Source organism: Ramlibacter sp. PS4R-6 (assembly GCF_037572775.1).
Classification (GTDB): domain Bacteria; phylum Pseudomonadota; class Gammaproteobacteria; order Burkholderiales; family Burkholderiaceae_C; genus Ramlibacter.
Genome location: NZ_JBBHKA010000001.1, coordinates 1,350,771 through 1,367,848, shown reverse-complemented (window position 1 = coordinate 1,367,848; position 17,078 = coordinate 1,350,771). Strand labels below are relative to the sequence as shown.

The 17,078-nt window shown below is 71.7% G+C and carries 13 protein-coding genes; 1 reads left to right on the top strand and 12 read right to left on the bottom strand.

Annotated features, from left to right (window positions below):
• Nucleotides 1–2: 2 nt before the first annotated feature.
• From WG903_RS06745 to WG903_RS06700, 10 genes are all read right to left on the bottom strand, one after another.
• Nucleotides 3–1,349: a tetratricopeptide repeat protein gene (locus WG903_RS06745; RefSeq protein ID WP_340073524.1), complete on the bottom strand. Its 1,347-nt coding sequence runs from the start codon at nucleotides 1,347–1,349 to the stop codon at nucleotides 3–5.
• Complete coding sequence (locus tag WG903_RS06740; RefSeq protein ID WP_340073522.1) at nucleotides 1,327–2,637, bottom strand: FecR family protein; 1,311 nt, start codon at nucleotides 2,635–2,637, stop codon at nucleotides 1,327–1,329. Before WG903_RS06740 ends, WG903_RS06745 begins: the two co-directional genes overlap by 23 nt.
• Before the next feature lie 75 nt (nucleotides 2,638–2,712).
• Nucleotides 2,713–3,693, bottom strand: coding sequence for an acyltransferase family protein (locus WG903_RS06735; protein ID WP_340073520.1), 981 nt, complete (start codon nucleotides 3,691–3,693; stop codon nucleotides 2,713–2,715).
• Nucleotide 3,694: 1 nt separating this feature from the next.
• The gene (locus WG903_RS06730; RefSeq protein ID WP_340073518.1) at nucleotides 3,695–5,359 is read right to left on the bottom strand and encodes a DUF6311 domain-containing protein; all 1,665 of its coding nucleotides are present in this window, start codon (nucleotides 5,357–5,359) and stop codon (nucleotides 3,695–3,697) included.
• Nucleotides 5,356–5,715, bottom strand: coding sequence for a hypothetical protein (locus WG903_RS06725; protein WP_340073516.1), 360 nt, complete (start codon nucleotides 5,713–5,715; stop codon nucleotides 5,356–5,358). The genes WG903_RS06730 and WG903_RS06725 overlap by 4 nt, the downstream gene beginning before the upstream one ends.
• Nucleotides 5,712–7,073: a glycosyltransferase family 4 protein gene (locus WG903_RS06720; RefSeq protein ID WP_340073514.1), complete on the bottom strand. Its 1,362-nt coding sequence runs from the start codon at nucleotides 7,071–7,073 to the stop codon at nucleotides 5,712–5,714. The genes WG903_RS06725 and WG903_RS06720 overlap by 4 nt, the downstream gene beginning before the upstream one ends.
• Nucleotides 7,070–8,281, bottom strand: coding sequence for a glycosyltransferase (locus WG903_RS06715; protein ID WP_340073512.1), 1,212 nt, complete (start codon nucleotides 8,279–8,281; stop codon nucleotides 7,070–7,072). Before WG903_RS06715 ends, WG903_RS06720 begins: the two co-directional genes overlap by 4 nt.
• Nucleotides 8,278–9,252, bottom strand: a complete 975-nt coding sequence (locus WG903_RS06710) for a class I SAM-dependent methyltransferase (protein WP_340073509.1) — start codon at nucleotides 9,250–9,252, stop codon at nucleotides 8,278–8,280. Before WG903_RS06710 ends, WG903_RS06715 begins: the two co-directional genes overlap by 4 nt.
• A complete protein-coding gene (locus WG903_RS06705; RefSeq protein ID WP_340073507.1) occupies nucleotides 9,252–10,478 on the bottom strand; it encodes an ABC transporter ATP-binding protein in 1,227 nt (408 codons plus the stop codon). The genes WG903_RS06710 and WG903_RS06705 overlap by 1 nt, the downstream gene beginning before the upstream one ends.
• A gap of 2 nt (nucleotides 10,479–10,480) precedes the next feature.
• Entirely contained in the window at nucleotides 10,481–11,299 is an 819-nt protein-coding gene (locus WG903_RS06700; RefSeq protein ID WP_340073504.1) for an ABC transporter permease, read from the bottom strand.
• A 71-nt stretch (nucleotides 11,300–11,370) separates the two neighbouring features.
• On the opposite strand from WG903_RS06700, the gene WG903_RS06695 reads away from it, so the two are divergent.
• Complete coding sequence (locus WG903_RS06695; protein WP_340073501.1) at nucleotides 11,371–13,281, top strand: CHASE2 domain-containing protein; 1,911 nt, start codon at nucleotides 11,371–11,373, stop codon at nucleotides 13,279–13,281.
• On the opposite strand, the gene WG903_RS06690 is transcribed toward WG903_RS06695, so the two are convergent.
• Complete coding sequence (locus WG903_RS06690; RefSeq protein ID WP_340073499.1) at nucleotides 13,256–15,958, bottom strand: glycosyltransferase; 2,703 nt, start codon at nucleotides 15,956–15,958, stop codon at nucleotides 13,256–13,258. The genes WG903_RS06695 and WG903_RS06690 overlap by 26 nt on opposite strands.
• Nucleotides 15,955–17,067, bottom strand: coding sequence for a glycosyltransferase family 4 protein (locus WG903_RS06685; RefSeq protein ID WP_340073495.1), 1,113 nt, complete (start codon nucleotides 17,065–17,067; stop codon nucleotides 15,955–15,957). Before WG903_RS06685 ends, WG903_RS06690 begins: the two co-directional genes overlap by 4 nt.
• Between the last annotated feature and the right edge of the window lie 11 nt (nucleotides 17,068–17,078).

Genomic DNA, 17,078 nt, shown 5'->3' with positions numbered 1-17,078 from the left:
ACTCACCAATTTTTTTGCAGGCTCAGCTGGATAACCTCGCCCCGCAGTCGGAATAGCTCGAGGTTGGACTGCTGGCGGAAAGCCTGGAGCGTCCCGGTGGCGAGCCAGCCGCCGCCCAGCACGGGCAGGACTCCGAGGGGGTGACTGTACGACAAGGCGCCTGTCCAGCGGCTGACCCGGCGGGCAGCGTTGGAGGCCAGGAGAGGGCTGTAGCCCTGGGTGTCCTCGGCCCGCGCCCACTGCACCTGGGCCTCGACCCGGTGGTTGCCTTGGCGCCCCTCCCAGCCCCAGCGCTGCAAAAGGGTGGCTTCGTAGTGGCGGGTATCGTCGCCCGGCCGCCCCGCGGGCGTTGCGAAATTGCCACGACCCGATTCGTAGCCAACCCGGACCTGCGCCGTCGTGCGCGCGCCGGGGCCCGCCCAGGGGCTGTCGCAGGTGGCGCTGCCCGTGAGCCAGACGAGGTGGCTGTCGAGGTTGCTGGCCACCGGGAAGTGCCGCACGCTCAGCTCGATGCCGCCCTGCGGCGTGCAGCGCAAGGACGGCCAGGCATGCACGGCAGAAAACGATGCGCTATCCAGCAGCGTCGAATTGCCCAGCCAAAGGCGCTGGAGCGTCGCGGCGACGCGCCAAGGGCCGGCGACAAAGGGCACCCGCCCGTCGAATGCCGGTCCGCCGCCCGCGTAGGCAAGCGCGGTCTGGAAGTCGATCGTGTCGTACGCGTGCAGGTGCGCATTGGCGCGCGAACGCAGGCTGGCGGCCACCTCGTACTGGCCGCTTTCCGAGGGGCGCTGGCCCTCGACGAGCATGCTGGAGGCGAAGTAGCCGTCGTGGCGCGGCCGCTGGGTGTCCGCGATCGGCAGCACGACCGAGCCGCCGGGGAAGGTGAGCGTGAGGTCCGACTGCGCGAGGCCGGCATTGGCGTTGGTGTCGAAGCCGGTCCCGGCCTGGAGCATGGCCGACCACACCCAGGCGCGCGCCTCGATGTTCCGGCGCCGCTGGATCACGCTGCGCAACTCCGACACGCGCTGCGCGATCACGGGGGGGACGGCGAAGCGCGCCTCCAGGATCGCCAGGAATTCCTCGGCTTCGACGGGATCGCCGTCCGCGTTCGCGGCGATGGCCAGGTCGAGCCACGCACCGGCGAAGGTCGGGTCGGCTTGGACCGCTTGCTGCAGCAGCGTGCGTGCTTCGGAAAAACGGCGGGCCTCGAGGGCCTGCAGTCCCTGGGTGTACCAGCGCAGGGCTTCGTCGTTCTGGGCCAGCGCCTTCCCGCCGCCGAGGATGCTGGCTAGGACCGGAAGTGCAGTGACAAGCCCGCGAGCCGCCTTAGCGAACCCAGCGAACCACACCCAGGAGGCTCCCGCTGGCCAACAGCTTGTCGAACAGGTAGGCCGCCTGCGTGCCGTCGCCGGACACCGCGCCTGCGAGGTTCATGTTCGAGCGCGCGGGATCGGCGACGAACAAGCCCTGGAACTGCACGTTGCCCTTGGCACTGAGCTGTTCCGTGCCCTGGGCATGCTGCACGGAAAGGGTGGTTTCGAAGGTGCGCTTGCTGAAGTCCAGGCCGAACGTGCCCGAATTGACCTGCGCGGGCGTGGCCACGCCCTGCGACACCGAATAGGCCTCGCCGCCGGCCAGCTGGAAGGCGAACGCGCCCTGCGAGGGGATGTCCCGGGGGATCGGGTCGTTGCGCAGCAGGCCGAACACCTCGTTCGAATAGACGATCTCGCGCTTGCCGTCCAGCAGCGCGGTGATGGCCGGGGAGCCTTCGCCCTTGGCGTAGGTGGACCAGCGGCCCCACACGAACTGCGCGGGCGGCGGCGGCGGCGGCGGCGTCACCACCTCGGGGGGCGTGGACAGCGCCAGGGCGATCTTGTCGGCTGCGACCTGCGAGGCGGCGTCCTTTGACTTCAGGTCCTGGCGGTTGTCGGCGCGCGGCTCTTCCGGGCGCCCTTGCGGGTTCTGGTTGCTGCCGCCCTGCGGATCCTGCTCGGGCTTCACCAGCACCGGCACGCGGTTCTGGGCGCTGACCTCGAGATAGGCGTGCTGCGTGCTCGCGCTCAGTTCGCGCGTGTTGCCGGTTGCGCACGGGCCCAGCGCGTCGGCCTGGCAGCCGCCGCCCAGCGGCGTGACGGCGACCGCCCCGCGCGCGACCGACACCCGCGTGGCGCTGTCCGAGGAGAGCACGGTGTAGTCGGTGCCGCGCAGGCCGATCGCGGCCATGGGCGTGTTGAAACGGTAGTTGTGCTTGGCGGCCTCGCCGCCCTTGCCCGAGACGGTGCGGGCATTGCCTTCGAACAGCTGCAGCTTGATGCGGCTGGCCGACGGGTTGGTGGCATCGTATTCGTACGTCTCGACGGCCAGCCGGGACTGGGGCCGCACCGCCACGAAGGCGTTGTCGATCATGCGCACGTGCGCATAACCGTCCGCGCCGGTGGCGACCTGCTCGCCCGCGCGGATCGCGGCGCCGGCCTGGACAACCTTGCGCGAGCCATCGGCGCTGACCAGCTCGACGGGGCCGGAGACGAAAACGACCGTGCCGGCCGGCGCCTGCTGCGCCACGGCGGCACCGCCGAAGCACAAGGCAGCCAGCATGCCGGCAGCAATCACCGTCGCTCTCAATTTCCCTTTTGTCATGTCCGATCGTTCTCCTGGCCCGGTTGGAGTACTCCTACTTGGAGTATTGCAGCGGGGCGGGTTCGGTATTGTGACTCAGGTCACACTTGTGCCATCGGTGCGGGCCCGCAGGCGCCGGCGCCAGGCCAGCACCGGCCGCTCGAGCGCCCTTTGCGTCGCCCAGGACAGCGCGAAGCTGCACACGGCCAGCGCGGCCAGCTGCGCCGCCCCGAGCCCGGACGCGGGGAACAGCAGCCAGATCAGCAGGAAGTGGTTGAGGAACATGCCGTACGAGACATCGCCGGCCAGCCGGTCGAACTTGCCGCTGCGCCGCCGCCCCAACAACCAGACGAGCGGGATGCCGGCGCCCCACCCGATCAGCACTTCCGTGTTGTAGGTGAGCCCATCGAGGTGCCGTGCGCGCAGGTAGAGCCAGGCCGCGGCCGCCAGCACCGGCGCCAGCACGGCGAGGATCGCCCCCGCGCGGGGCTTGAGGTGGAACATCAGCATGCCGGCCGCGAAGAACCACAGCACGCCGGCGAGCAGCCGGTAGCCGTACCAGTCGGTGTTCAGGACACCGTGCATGGCCATTACCTGCACCCCCACGGAAATGGCGGCAAGGACCAACCCGATGCGCGGCCACAGCAGCATCACCGGCGCCAGCAGGTAGAACTGCAGTTCCGCGCCGAGCGACCAGGCCGGCGGCACCAGCGAGTAGCCGTCCGCGCCATTGAACATGAAGAAGTTCAGCGGGATGACGGTGAAGTTGTTGAACAGGTCTTGCGCGGTGGGCGTGCGCGTCAGGAACAGCGTCTGGGTGCCCGTCGCCAGGTGCCAGGCCAGCGCCGCCAGCATGTAGAACAGGTACTGCGGGAAGATGCGCAACGCCCGGTCCGCGTAGAAGCCCGGGATGCCACCCGGCGAGTCGTAATGCTTGTGGATCAGGCCGGCCATGACGTAGCCCGAGATCAGGTAGAAGACCACGACCGCGACGACACCCGGGTTCAGTCCGTGCAGGCGCACGCCGGCGTGGCTCAGCAGCACGAGGGTCGCGAGGACGAGGCGCAGGCTGCCCATGTCACGCCCCCGCGCAGCGCGTGTCGAACAGCACGTCGGAAGGCCCCACTCGCAGGCGCCGCATGCCGGCGGGCAGGGCCTTGTCCAGGCTCTCCAGCGTCACCGCGGCGGGCAGCGGCGGCGCCAGCAGGTAGATCGTGTCGCGGCGCCACAAACCGCCTTGGAACAGGGCCTCCACGTGCGCGACCCGCTCGCGCTCCAGCTGCTGCGAATAGCGTACGGTCGGCGCGGGCGTGAAAAGCGCGCCCGACTCGCCCGCGGCAATGGCCGGGCCGGCCCAGCCTTCGCCCGGATGTTTCGCCGACACCATCTCCACGCGCGGGCATTTCGCCAGCAGCGCGCGCCAGGCCGCCGCGTACTCGGCCACGGCTGGCTCGGCCGACGGCTGGCGAAAGCGCTTGCGGAACTCGTGGGCCTTGCCCGACAAGTCCGCGCACTGAACGATCACGGCAAGCACCAGCAGCGCCACGCCGCCACGCAGCGAGGCCACGCGCGCGACCGCCCACGCCATGACCAGGAAGGTCAGCGGCCACACGAAGCGGCCGCCGGCGCGGAAGGCGCCGAGCTTGCCTTCGAGTTCCGGCGGCAGCGGCAGGTGCAACAGCGTCGCGCCGCCGAACGTCACGCGCGTGGAGACCGCCAGCAGCACCATCGCCACGCAGGCTGCGACCACCCATCGCACATTGGCAAGGACGGGTTCGTTGCGCTTGCGCAGCGCGGCGACGATCGCGAGCGCAGCCAGGCCCAGCATCCCGGCACCGAGGTAGGCGAAGCCTTCGTACTGCCCCACCGTCGCCTGCTGCTGCGCGGGCAGGAAGCGCGACCACTCGCGCGCGTACGGCACCTCGCGGCCCCAGAAGCGGTTGAAGCCCGCCCAGTCCATCGGGTCGACCCACGTCAGCAGGTTGGCCGAGAAGTGCCCGTAGCCCAGGGCCACGAAGTCGCCGGCGCCCACGAGGTACCCCGCCGGCCAGGCGACCGCGGCCATCACCACCAGCGCGACGACGCCCTCCAGCGCCAGCTTGCCCACGCGTTCCGTGCCGTTCACCCATGCGGCAACGGCGGCCGCCGCCCCCAGCACGAGGACCATGGTCGCCAGGTACGCATGCACCACCAACGCAACGACGGCCAGCAGCAGCCAGCCGCGCGCGCGCCACTGCGGCCGCAGCGCGCGCTCCAGCGCCGCGATCACGAGGAACTGCCCCATCAGCGACTCGTGCCCGTAGGCGCGCAGCAGGATCGTCGGCGAGATGACGAAGAACAGCGCGCCGATCGACGCGGCCGCGTTGCCGCAGCCGAAGCGCTGCAGCAGCCGCGCGCCGAACCAGCCCGCGAGCGCGTGGCACGCGACGATCCACAAGCCGAAGTACTGCCAGCGGCCCGCGAGCCCCAGCGCCTTGGCGGGGAACGCCAGCAGCGGGATCGAGTCGGTGAAGACGACCGAGGTCGGGTCGCCGAACTGCAGGATCAGCCCCGGCGGCCAGTGCCACGGCTGGTTGAGGAAGTAGACGAACCCGATGTAGTGCTGCGCCGAGTCCCCGCCCAGCAGCAGCCAGCCCGACGAGCGCGGGTCGATCACCGCGGCGCCGTAGAGCCAGGCCGCGAACAGGATCCCGGCGGCAGCGGCGAAGGCCGCGGGAAAGCCGCTGCGGCGCTGGAGCGTCACTGGCTCCGGGACAGGAGGAAGATGCCGAGCAGCACGCACAGCATCCCCGCGATGCGCAGCGCGTTGAGGCTCTCGCCGAAAAAGACCACCGCGGCCGTGCTGATCAGCACGAAGATCGCGCCGGCCATCAGCGGCGAGATCAGCGACAACGGCATGCGCGAGTACACGACGGGCGTGATCGCAAAGCTCACCACGTACAGCGACGCGGCGCCGAACAGGCTCCACGTGACCCACTGGTGCCAGTCGCCGGCATTGGTGACACCACCGCGTTTCATCAGGATCTGCGCCGAGGCATTGCACAGGACCGCGACAAGGACGAGCAGCCAGGTGGTCCAGGAAGTGGGAGAGGCGTTCATGGTTGCCCGGGACTATAAACGTCGCCCGGCATCGCGACGCGGTGGATCGCCGCGCTGGTGTCGCGCCACGCGGTGGGCTGGTACTCGCGCGCGATGCGCTCGTTGCGCGCCTGCACTTCCTGCGGGTGGGTCATGAAATACGACAGCCGCTCGACCCAGCGCGGCAGGTCCCACGGGTCGATGTATTCCACCCAGTCGCCGCCGGCCTCGGGCAGCGACGCTGCGCTGGAGGCCACGCAGAACTTGCCCCAGCCCAGGCTTTCGACCACCGGCAGGCCCCAGCCTTCGTAGAGCGAGGGAAACACGGTGAAGGCCGCGTGGTGATACAGCCAGGCCAGCGCCGGGTCGCCCACGCGGTCCAGCACGACGATGTCGTCGTGCACGCGCGGGTCCAGCCGCAGGTCGTTCATCAGGTCGTTCACGCCCCAGCCGCGCATGCCGACGAACACCAGGCGGTGCGGCACGATGCCGTTGTCGCGCATGCGCGCCCAGGCGCGGTAGAGCACCTCGTGGTTCTTGCGCCGCTCGATGGTGGAGACGTACAGCACGAACGGCCGGCCGTCGACGTCGAAACCGGCCGGCGGCGCCTCGGATTTCGGCTCGCGGATCTCGTCGCCCAGGCGGATCACGTGCGTGGGCGGCACGGGCGCGCCCATCTCGCGCATCACGCGCTCGAAGTCGCGGCGTGTGCACTCCGAGATGCACAGCACGTGGTCGGCGCACCAGGCGAGCTCGGCGAGGTAGCTGCCGAAGCGCTCGCGCGAGAGCACGTCCACGAACAGTTGCGGCAGCACGACCGGGATCGCGTCGTAGCAGATGAGCGTGACCTGCAGCCCCACGTCATGCTTGATGCGGTACAGCGCTTCCTGGTCCAGGTATTCCCAGTCGGCGCCCAACGACACCCATTGATCGCCCCGCGCGAAATTCGCCGCCGGTGCGTCCGCGGCCGCGCGTCCCTGCAGCAGGCGCGCGAGGCGGCGGCGCCAGCGCTCGCGTGCGACGAGCAGGTGGTGGTAGCCCGTGCGGGCACGCAGCACCATGCGGTCGCGCCACTGCGGGGGCAGCATCGGGCGCACCGCGTACCAGGCGTTCTTGATGGCGCGCTTCCACCCGGCCAGTTCGCCACGCGGCGCGGCGGGCGGCGCCAACTCGCGGTTCACGGCAAGGCGCTCCTCGACCTGTGCGCGCGGCACTTCCACGAAGCGCTCCGCCGCGCGGTCGTACACGCAGAAGCGCACGTCGTGGGCCTGCGACGCATGCTCGAGCAGCCACAGCGCGTACTCGCGCTCGACCCGCACGATGCCCACCGGCGGCCGGTCCCAGTTCATGAGCGTCGACACGTGCAGCCACAGGCTCATGGCGCCACCACCCCTTCGGCCGCCTCGCCCAGTGCGCGCAGCGTGTGTTGCCAGGTGAGCGAATCGCGCTGCTCGCGCGCGTCGCGTTCCACAGGCCGCGCGGGCGCCTCCAGCACGTCGGCCACTGCGGCCGCGAATGCGTGCCCCGGCGCCTCGACGCGCAAGCCCGGCAAGCCGGCGAAGCCCTCGAAACCGCGCATCGCGAGCGGCGACGCCACGACGTGCTTGCCCGAATACAGCGCTTCGGCGGTCTTCAGGTTGGAGCCGCCGCCCGCGGTGACGGGCAAGAGGAACGCATGCGCCAGGTCGCGTACCGCCGAGAGGTCCTCCTGCGACAGCACACCGACCGCGACCGTGCGCCGCTCGTTCAGCGACTTCCACTCCTTGAACCAGGGCGTGCGCAGGATGAACTCCGACACATGCCCGGCGATGACGACGCGGTGGATCGGCGACAGCGCCGCCAGGCTCGCGCCGAAGCAATCGCAGAAGCCCTGCACGTTCGGCGGGTGGGCGCTGCCCACGTACAGCGCGAACGGTGCGGGCCCGATGCGTTGCGACCAGCGCTGGCGCCGCGCCGGATCGCTCGTCCACGGCGCGATGCCGTTCGGCGCAAGCACGATGGGCGCGCGCGTCCAGCCGGCCAGCACCGCAGCGTCTTCGGCCGTCACCGCCGCCACCAGCGCGGCCTGTTCGGCGCAGCGGCGCTCCAGCGCCTGCACGGCGCCGGCGATGTCCTCTTCTTCGTGGACACGGTTCTGCCGCAGGATCGCGCGCTTGAGTTCGTGTTCGATGTTCTGCGAACCGTACACGAGCCGGAACGCGCCGATGCGCCCGCGCTCGCGCAACCTTTCGACGAGCGGCAGCAGCCAGGGCTGTTCGAGGTGGACCACGTCGGCCTGCACGGCGTAGCGCTCCAGCGCCTCGACGCGCGCGGGCGTGGCCGCCGCGACCTCGCCCGAGGCGAGGTCCTCGACCCACTCGCTGGGTTCGCCGCGCCACAGCCGCAGCGATTGCACGGGCAGCGGGACGTCGGCAGGGCCCATGCGGCTGTCCGTGTAGAACGCATGCGCGGGAAAGAAGCTCGCCTGCTTCACGTCGAAGCCGCGCGCCGCGTACGCCTGCGCCACCTGCGACAGGCGCACCTGCCCGCCGTGGCGGGGATTCACCGCCGGGTAGGAGCCCAGCACCAGGACGCGCCGCCCGCTCACTGCGCGGCCGCCTTGTTCGCGATCAGCGCGTAGTCGCGCCCCGGCCCGCCGCCGGGCGGCGGGTGCAGGCGCAGCACCGTGGGCTTGCCGAAGCCGCAGTAGCGCAGCGCCAGCTCCAGCAGCTCGACCGGCAGCGGGCGCTGGTGCGTCGGGTCGAGCCAGAAGCTGCGCGTCGCGACGTCCACGTTCTCGGGGTTGGGTGTCTCCAGGACCAGCGAGCCGCCCGGGGCCAGCACGCGGTGCGCCTCCATCAGCAGGCGCAGCAGCACGCCGAAAGGCAGGTGCTCGACGAGGTGGAACGCCGTCACGCCCGCGAAGGAAGCTTCGGGCTGGCCCTGCAGCCAGCGCACGGCATCCGCCTCCTCGACCTGCAGGCCCTTTGCGCGCAACTCCGCGGCGACCACGGCGTTGGAATCCACGCCGACGCCGCCGCGGCCCCACTGCGCGAGCAGCGCCAGCCACTCGCCGCGGCCGCAGCCGAGGTCCGCGACGCGCCCCGGCGGCATGGCGTCGACCCACTCGCGGTAGGCCGCGAGGCGCTGGCCCACGTCGCCTTCGGAGCCACGGAAATACGACTCGAGCAAGGGATAGAAACCTTCTTCGAGGCCCGCGGCGCTCGGAGAAACAGCGGCGGGACGGTCCTGCGAGGGCGCCGACACGCGGTCGAGCGCGGCGGCGAAACCACCCACCTGCCCTCGCAACGCGGCGGCATCGCGGCGCGCGTCCTCCGCCGTTTCGGCCAGACGCCGTTCGGCTTGCGCCAGTTGTTCGAGCAGGCGGTCGATGCGCAGGTTGGCGTCCGTGAGCTGCTGCTGCAGGCTGTCGTTCGCGCGCTGCTGTCCGGACCAGCGCACCTGGTCGTCCTGCGCGACGCCCTCGAGCGATTGCACCCGCTGCTCGACGCCGGTGACGCGCGTGGGGCCGTAGCGAGCGAAGCGCAGCATGTCGAGGAGCTTGCGAACGATGCCCATCACGCCGTCCCCCACGACACGCTCACGTCGAACGAGCACGGGCCGATGGCCACGGGGCCGCCGCGCGGCAACACCTGGAACGTGAGGCAGCGGTCCCACCAGTCGTAGCTGCCGGCGGGGTGCTGCGCGCCGGCATGCGCGGCCACGGTGAGGCTGTAGTAACCGGGACCGAGGTGGAAGCCGGGCATCTGCCACACCACGTCGTACACGCCGGGCTCGCGCGGCAGTTCCACGCCCTGGTGGTGCGTGTTGGTGCCGAAGAGGTCGTTGCCGAGCCGGTCGCGCACGAGGATGCCCACCGTCAGGTCCTGCAGCGGCTGCGCCACGCGCACGCGCAGCGCCAGCTCCGCCGGCACCTCGCTCACCAGCACCTGGCGCGGCTGGCCTTCCTGGCGCCACTGCACCGACTCAATGTGCGCCTCGCCGGTGCCGCCGCGGCGCCCCTGGCCCTGCGCGTCCGCGGGCAGCGCCGCGTACTGGCGGCTCATCTGCGGCGCGAGGAGCATGTTGTAGGTCTCCAGCACCGAGGACGGCGCGCCGTCCTCGACCACGCGCCCGTCTTCCAGCAGCAGCGCGCGCGAACACAGGTTGCGCACGGGGGCGGGATCGTGCGAGACCAGCACGATCGCCGCGCCCGCTTCGCGCATGCCGCGCAGGCGCTCGTAGCACTTGTGCTGGAAGTAGGCGTCGCCCACGGCCAGCGCCTCGTCGACGATGAGCACGTCCGGCTGCATGGCGGTGGCGGCGCTGAAGGCCACGCGCATCTGCATGCCCGACGAATACGTGTGCACCGGCTCGTCGAAATACTCGCCCACTTCAGCGAACGCCTCGACCTGCGGCAACAGAGCGGGCACGCGGTCCTCGCGCACGCCTTGCAGCAGCAGTTGCTGGCGCGCGTTCTCGCGGCCGGTGAAATCGGGGTGGAAGCCCACGCCCAGTTCGAGGATCGCGGCGATGGAGCCGCGCCGCTCGATCGCGCCGGTGGTCGGCACCTGCACGCCCGTCAGCAGCTTCAGCAGCGTGCTCTTGCCCGCGCCGTTGCGGCCGACCAGGCCCACGGCTTCGCCGCCGGCGATGTCGAACGACAGCTCGCGCAGCACCCAGTGCGGCTCGTGCGTCGCGCGGCCGGTGACGATCTCGCGCAGCTGCGCCCAGCGGCTCGGGTAGCGCCGAAAGCACTTGCCGAGACCGCGCACGGACAACATGGGGGCGACTGCCTGCGTCATGCCTACAGCTCGTCGCGGATGGGGCCCTGGTTGCGCCGGAGCAGGCGCAACGACAGGAGCACGAGCAGCACCGCGAAGGCGCCGACGATGCCGATGCGCGGCCACGACGCCGCGATGTCCGGCGCCAGCACGATGTGCTGGTAGCCGGCCGCGATGGGCTGCAGGGGATTCCACTGCACGAAGGACTGGAAGGCCTCGGGCACCGCGGCCAGCGGGTACACGATGGGCGTGAGCCAGAACCACAACTGCAGCACCAACGGCAACGCCAGGGCGACGTCGCGGAAGAACACCTGCAGCACCGCAATGCCCAACCCGAGGCCCACGGCCAGCAGCGCCTGGCACAAGACCAGCGGAACGAAGGCCAGCACGCGCGATCCCGGCCACAGGTCGACGGCGACGAGCACCAGCGCGAACAAGAGCGACTGCACCACCAGGCCGAAGCTCGTCACCAGCACGTCGACGGCCAGGAGCGCGTACCACGGCACGATGGTCTTCTTGAGCAGGGTCGCGTGGTTGGTGAACAGGCCCGCCACGCGCGACAGCAGTTCGGAGAACCATTGCCAGGTGATGAGGCCCGCGCACAGGTAGATGCTGTAGGTGAACGGGCCGCGGTCGGGCAGCGCGCCGGCGCCGCGCATCAACTGGCTGAAGACCAGCGCGTAGATCGCGATGAGCACCAGCGGCGGCAGCACCAGCCAGACCCAGCCGAGCAGCGAGCGGGCGTAGCGCGATCGCAGTTCGCGCGCGGCGCTGGCGAGGATGAAGTCGCTCCAGGCGTACAGGCGCAAGGCGGCCGGGGGACGGGGGGATGCTGGAACCATGGAAGTGCGCTGCGGGCCGCTGCTCCAGCGGGGCGAGGCAGTATAACGTCGGCTCCTGGAGCGACATTCGCATGCAGCCACAGACCGCGCCGCCTTCGCCCACGCCGCAGCCCCTGCGCGCGGTGCTGCGCCGCGCGCTGGCGGCGGGCGCCGTCGCCCTGGCCGTCGCCGCATGCTTCTGGCTATTGCCGCCGCTGCAGGTGCTCGAGGAGCGCAGCCGCGATGCGCTCACGCCACGCCCCGCCGCCGACTACACCGTGCCCGGCGTCGTGGTCGTGGACATCAGCGAGGAGTCGCTCAAGAAGATGGGCATGTGGCCGTGGAGCCGCGCGCGCATGGCCGACCTGATCGAGGAACTGCTCGGCCCATTGCGCGCGAAAGGCGTGGCGCTGGACATGGTGCTGCCCGAGCCCGCCGACGCCGCGGGCGACGCGCGCCTGGCTTCGCTGGCGCAGCATGCGCCGCTGGCGCTCGCGCAGGTTCTGGACTTCGTGCAGCGCGGCTCGGGCATCGCCATCGGCACGCCGGCGGGAGGCACGCGCGCGCCCGCCCATCCGCACCTCATGCCGCAGGCCACGGGCTACGTGGCGAACCACGCCGGCCTGCGCCAGGCGCGCTGCGTCGGGCACATCTCGGTGCGACCCGACGCCGACGGCGTGGTGCGCCGCGTGTTCCTGCATGCGGCCGTCCACGAGCGCGCATACCCGACGCTGTCGGTCGCTCTCATGGAGTGCGTCGATGCGAAGGCCGCGCAGCGCGCGCTCGACGGCTTGGGGCCGCACCGTGGCGAAGGCTGGCGCATCCCGTTCAGGCGCGACGTGCACTCCTTCTTCACCCTGCCCGCCGAAGCGGTGCTGCAGGGGCAGGTGGACCCGGAGCTCGTGCGCGGCAAGTACGTGGTGATCGGCTCGTCCGCCGTCGGGCTGAGCGATTACGTCGCCACGCCGGTGGAGCCGGTCACGGCCGGGGTGCTGGTGCACGCGCAGGTCCTGTCCGAACTGCTGAACGCGCTCGAACGCCCGCATCCCGGCGCCTGGCTCGTCGACCCGCAGGTGCTGTCGGCGCTGGGGCTGCTCGCGGGCCTCGCCGTGCTGGCGGCCGCGTTCGCGTGGCGCACCTCGGCGGGCGTGGCGCTGCTTGCACTGCTGGGTGCGGCGTGGCTGGCGCTGTGCGCCGCGGCCTTCGGCGCGGGCTCCGCGCCCGCGGTGTTGCCGGCCGTCGGCGGCTTCGTCTCGTTCGCTGCCGCGTGGCTCGCGCTGGACCTGGCCGAGGCACGCCGCACCTCGCGCCGCATCCTCAACACGCTCGCGCACTACGTGGCCGAGCCCGTGCTGCGCCTGCTTGTGCGGCAGGGCCTGGAGAACACGCTGACGCCCGCGCGCAAGCAGATCACGGTGCTGGTCGCCGACATGGCGGGCTACACGCGCCTGACGGCGGAGTCGGGGCTGGAACACTCCGCGACGCTCACCACCGAATTCCTCGAAGCCATCACGCAGCCGGTGCTGCGCAGTGGCGGCACGCTGGACCGCTACACCGGCGACGGCTTGATCGCCTTCTGGGGCGCGCCGCTGGACCGCGCGGACCATGCGGCCGGTGCGTTCCAGGCGGCGCTGGAAATGCTGGATGCGCTCGCCGCGCTCAACGTGCGGCGCACGGCGCGCCGCGAAAAGGCCATCGGCATGCGCATCGGCATCGAAGCGGGCGAAGCGCTGGTGGGTGACCTCGGCAGTTCCGCGCGCAGCGTCTACACCGCGGTGGGCACGTGCATCAACCTGGCCTCACGGCTGCAGGAACTGGCGCGCGACATGGAGGAGACGCTCATCGTGGGGCCGCAGGCGCGCGTGGGCATCGCTGCCCCCTTGCGTCCGCTGGGCGGCGTCCAGTTGCGCGGCTTGCCGCAGCCGATCGAGGTGTTCGGCCTGCCGCGCCTCACCGAAGCGCCGGCCGTCGAACCGGTCACGACGGCGCGGACCAGCGCCTGAGCCAGCGGCCGCCGAGCACCACGTCTTCGAGCGAGCGGGCGCTGTCCTGCCAGCTGCGCGGCGACACGCCTTCGGGGCGCGGATGGTCGCCGCGTTCGTGCAGCGCCAGCCAGCGCTCGATGGCCGCCGCCAGGTCGCCGGCGGCCATCCCCTCGAAATAGAAGGCATGCTCGCCCGCGACTTCGCGGAAGACCGGCAAGTCGCGCGCGATGATGGGCAGGCCCTGCCGCGCCGCCTCCGCCAGCGGCAGGCCGAAGCCTTCGCCGAGCGACGGCGCGAGCAGCGCGGAGCACGACGCGTACAGGCGTCCCAACAGCGCGTCCGACGCCTGCCCGAACCAGAACAGCCGGTGATTGCGCTGCGGGTGGCGACGCAGCCGCTCCACGAGGTCGTCCGTCATCCAGCCGGCCTTGCCGACGAGGACGAGGTTCACGTCCACGCCCCGCGCCCACAACTGCTCCATCGCGAGGAGTGCTTGCACGTGGCCCTTGCGCGGCTCGATCGTGCCCACCATGAGCAATGCCCTTCGTGCGGTCGCCGACTCCAGCTCCCGCGCCTCTGATCCTGGCAGTGCTTCGTTCGCATCGCCCGGCAGGTCCGCGCCGAGGGCGAAGCACCCGATGTCCAGCGGCCGCGTGCGCTGCGGCGGATGTTCGTCCAGCCACGCGGCGAAGTCTTCGGCCGTCGCGCGAGAGATCGCGACGACGCCGTCCGCGACGTTCGCGACGGTAGCCAGCCAGCGCGTGAAGTCGGCCTGCATCCCCGGCGGGAACGACGAGGGCATGCGTGCCGGCAGCAGGTCGTAGAGCGCGAAGACGACCTTCACCCCGTCGTCGCGCATGCGGCGCAGCAGCGCTTCGTTCTCCACCGTGACGGCGATGTGCAGGTCCAGCGCAAGGAAGACGTCGCCGGCGCGCGGCTCGATCACGGTTTCCTCCATGCGCAGGCGCGGCACACCGGCCAGCTGCGCGGCGAAGCGGCGGGCATGCCGCCACGGCTGCCCGGCGCCGGCGCTGTGCACGGGCTCCACGCGCCAGCCTTGCGGCGGCGCATCGAACCATTGCCGCAGGACCTCGCGCACCACGCGCTGGATGCCCGTGCCCAGGTCGGTGCGGGCCAGCGCGGAGACGTCCACGAAGAGCTGCCGAAGCCCCGCAGGCGGCAAGGCGGCGGCGATTGCGCCTGCCGCGACGGCGAAGTCCGCGTCGGGCCGGCCGGCGAGTGCCGCGGCGGCCGTGTGCAACTGGCGCGTGTAGCCAGCGAGCGGCGACCGCGCGCTCGCCTCGATGCTGGCGAGGTAGCCGGCAACCACGCGCGATGCGCCGTGCTGTTCGCGGACCGCCGTGGCGGCCGCCGCCAGCCGCGCGCGCAGCCCGGCGTCACCGCGCAAGCGTTCGATGGAATGCGCCAGCTCCGCGGTCGTGAATGCATCGGGCAGCTTGAGCGCGACAGAAGCATCGAGGTCCGCCGCGCTGCCGTGGTCGTTGACGACGGTCGCCACCCCGTTCACCAGGCAATCGAGCACCGCTGCCGACGTTTCGCCGCGCGACTGGCGGCGCAGTTGCACCGCCATGTCGGTGGCGGCGAGCCACAGCGCGTAGTCCGCGGGCTCGACGAATCCCGTTACGGCGATGCTCGCCGCCGCGCCATGCGACGCGACCGCGCGCCCGATCTGCGCGCCGTAGGCGTTGGGGACGTTCTCGCCGACGAACACGAGCCGGCACGCTCGGTCCTGCGCCAGCGTCGAGGCCAGGAATCCGTCCAGCAGTTCCTGGTTGCACTTGGTCGGGCCCAGCATGCCGAAGCTGCATACGACGAATTCGCCCGGCGCGATGCCCAGCCGGCCGCGCGCCTCGTCGCGCGGCACCGCCGCGACGGGTTCGCGCAGCAGCGGCACGACGTCGCAGCGCTGCGCCAGCGCGTCGCCCCACCAGCGGTGGATCTCCGCCCGCGCATGCTGCGAGTGAACGATGACACGCGTCGCACGCGCCAGCAGCGCGCCGCTCGCGGGGTAGCGCCATCCCGCCGCGTCGCGCCCTTCGCGCCCAAGGAAGGCCAGCGTCGGCCAGCCGTGCGAGTCGTACAGCGCGCGCACGAAGGCGTGCGGCCGCGCGCCGCTGCGCTCGAGTTCGTCGAGCAGGGCCTTCAGGTAGACGTCGTGCAGCACCACGATGCCGGGGCATTGCTCCAGCAGCTCGGCGACGAAGCGGTGGGCCCTCGAATTGCCCACCTGGTAGATGACCGCGTCGAACCCCTCCGCTCGCCCCGCGAACGATGCGGCGGATTCCGGCGAGACGGTTTCGAGGTCAACTCGCTCGCCCAGGCGCTGCGCGAGTTCAGCGGCATGCGCCGCGATGCCGGTTCGTTGCGGCGGCAAGGGCGAGACCAGCGCGACGCGCAGCCGTCCGGCGCGCGGAGCGTTGGCGAATGCACCGCCCCGCGCGGCTACGCGCCGCAGGTCGGCCAGCACGCGCCGCGCGTTTTCGCCGAGCTCGGCGGACTGCGCATCGCCCGGCGCAACCAGGTCGCCTTCGGGTGCTTCGCGGCGCCCGAGCCCGACGAGCCGGTCCACCGCCATCGCGAGCGACGGGAAGCGGCGCAGCAGCGGGAACACCGAGGCGCGCACCCAGCCCGTGCGCGCGACGCGCGCCAGGACGCGGCGCGCGAGGCGCTTCATGCGGCGCGGCCCAGCGCGAGCCGGTAGGACTGCACCGTCGCCTGCGCCGAGGCTTGCCAGGTGAACTTCCGCGCCCGGTCCAGCGCGCTCCGGCCCAGCGTCTCGCGCAGCTGCGCATCGCCGGCCAGCGACGCCATGGCCCGCGTCATCGCGGCAGCATCGTCGGGATCGACCATCAGACCGGCGTCGCCCACCACTTCGGGCAAGGACGACGCATTGCCGGTGATGGGCGGCACGCCGCAAGCCATGGCTTCCAGCGGCGGCAGCCCGAATCCCTCGTAGCGCGAGGGATAGACGAGGGCCAGCGCGCCGGCGGTGAGGCCCGCGAGCTCTTCGCGCTCGACGTAGCCCAGCAGCTGCGCCTGCGACGCTGGCACCACCGCATCGCCCCAACCGGCCATCCCGGCGACCACCAAGGGAAACTTCGCGCGCAGCGCGGCCGGCAGGCTTGCGTGGCCTTGCAGCGCGAGCCGGAGGTTCTTGCGCGGCTCGAGCGTGCCCACGCACAGGAAATAGCCGCCATGGCGCAGGCCGTGACGATCCAGCACCGCGCGCGTCTCCTCGGCCGTGCGCGGCCGGAACACGGGATCGATCCCGTGCGGGATGACATCGATGCGGTCCGCGGGATAGCTGAATTCGCGCGCGATCTCGGCTTTCACGGAGGCGGACCCCGTGATCACGCGTGCGGCGCGGGCCAGCCCCGGCGCGAACACGCGCTCGAGCTCGCGCACGCGCGCCGCGGGATGGGTCTCCGGATGCCTGATCCAGGACAGGTCGTGCACGGTCAGCACGGTCGGCCCGTCGAAGCGCAGGGCCACGGTGGCCGGCTCGTGGTAGAGGTCGTGGCCCGCGCGGCCCGCATCGAAGCGCCGCTGCAGCAGCCAGCGCCGGATCGCGTACGCGGCCGGCACCGCCGCCCGCGCACGCGCGTAGACGCGTGCACGGCGCGCCGACGCATCCACGTGGAGCTCGCGCGAGAAATCACGGCCGTCGAAGAAATCGAGGTCGACGGTGCGCAGGGCCTGCAGCGCTTGCGCCAGCCGCAGCGTGTACTGCCCGACCCCTGCCAGCGGGACCCGCAACGCGGTCGCGTTGAAGACCACCCGCATGGCCGCCGTCA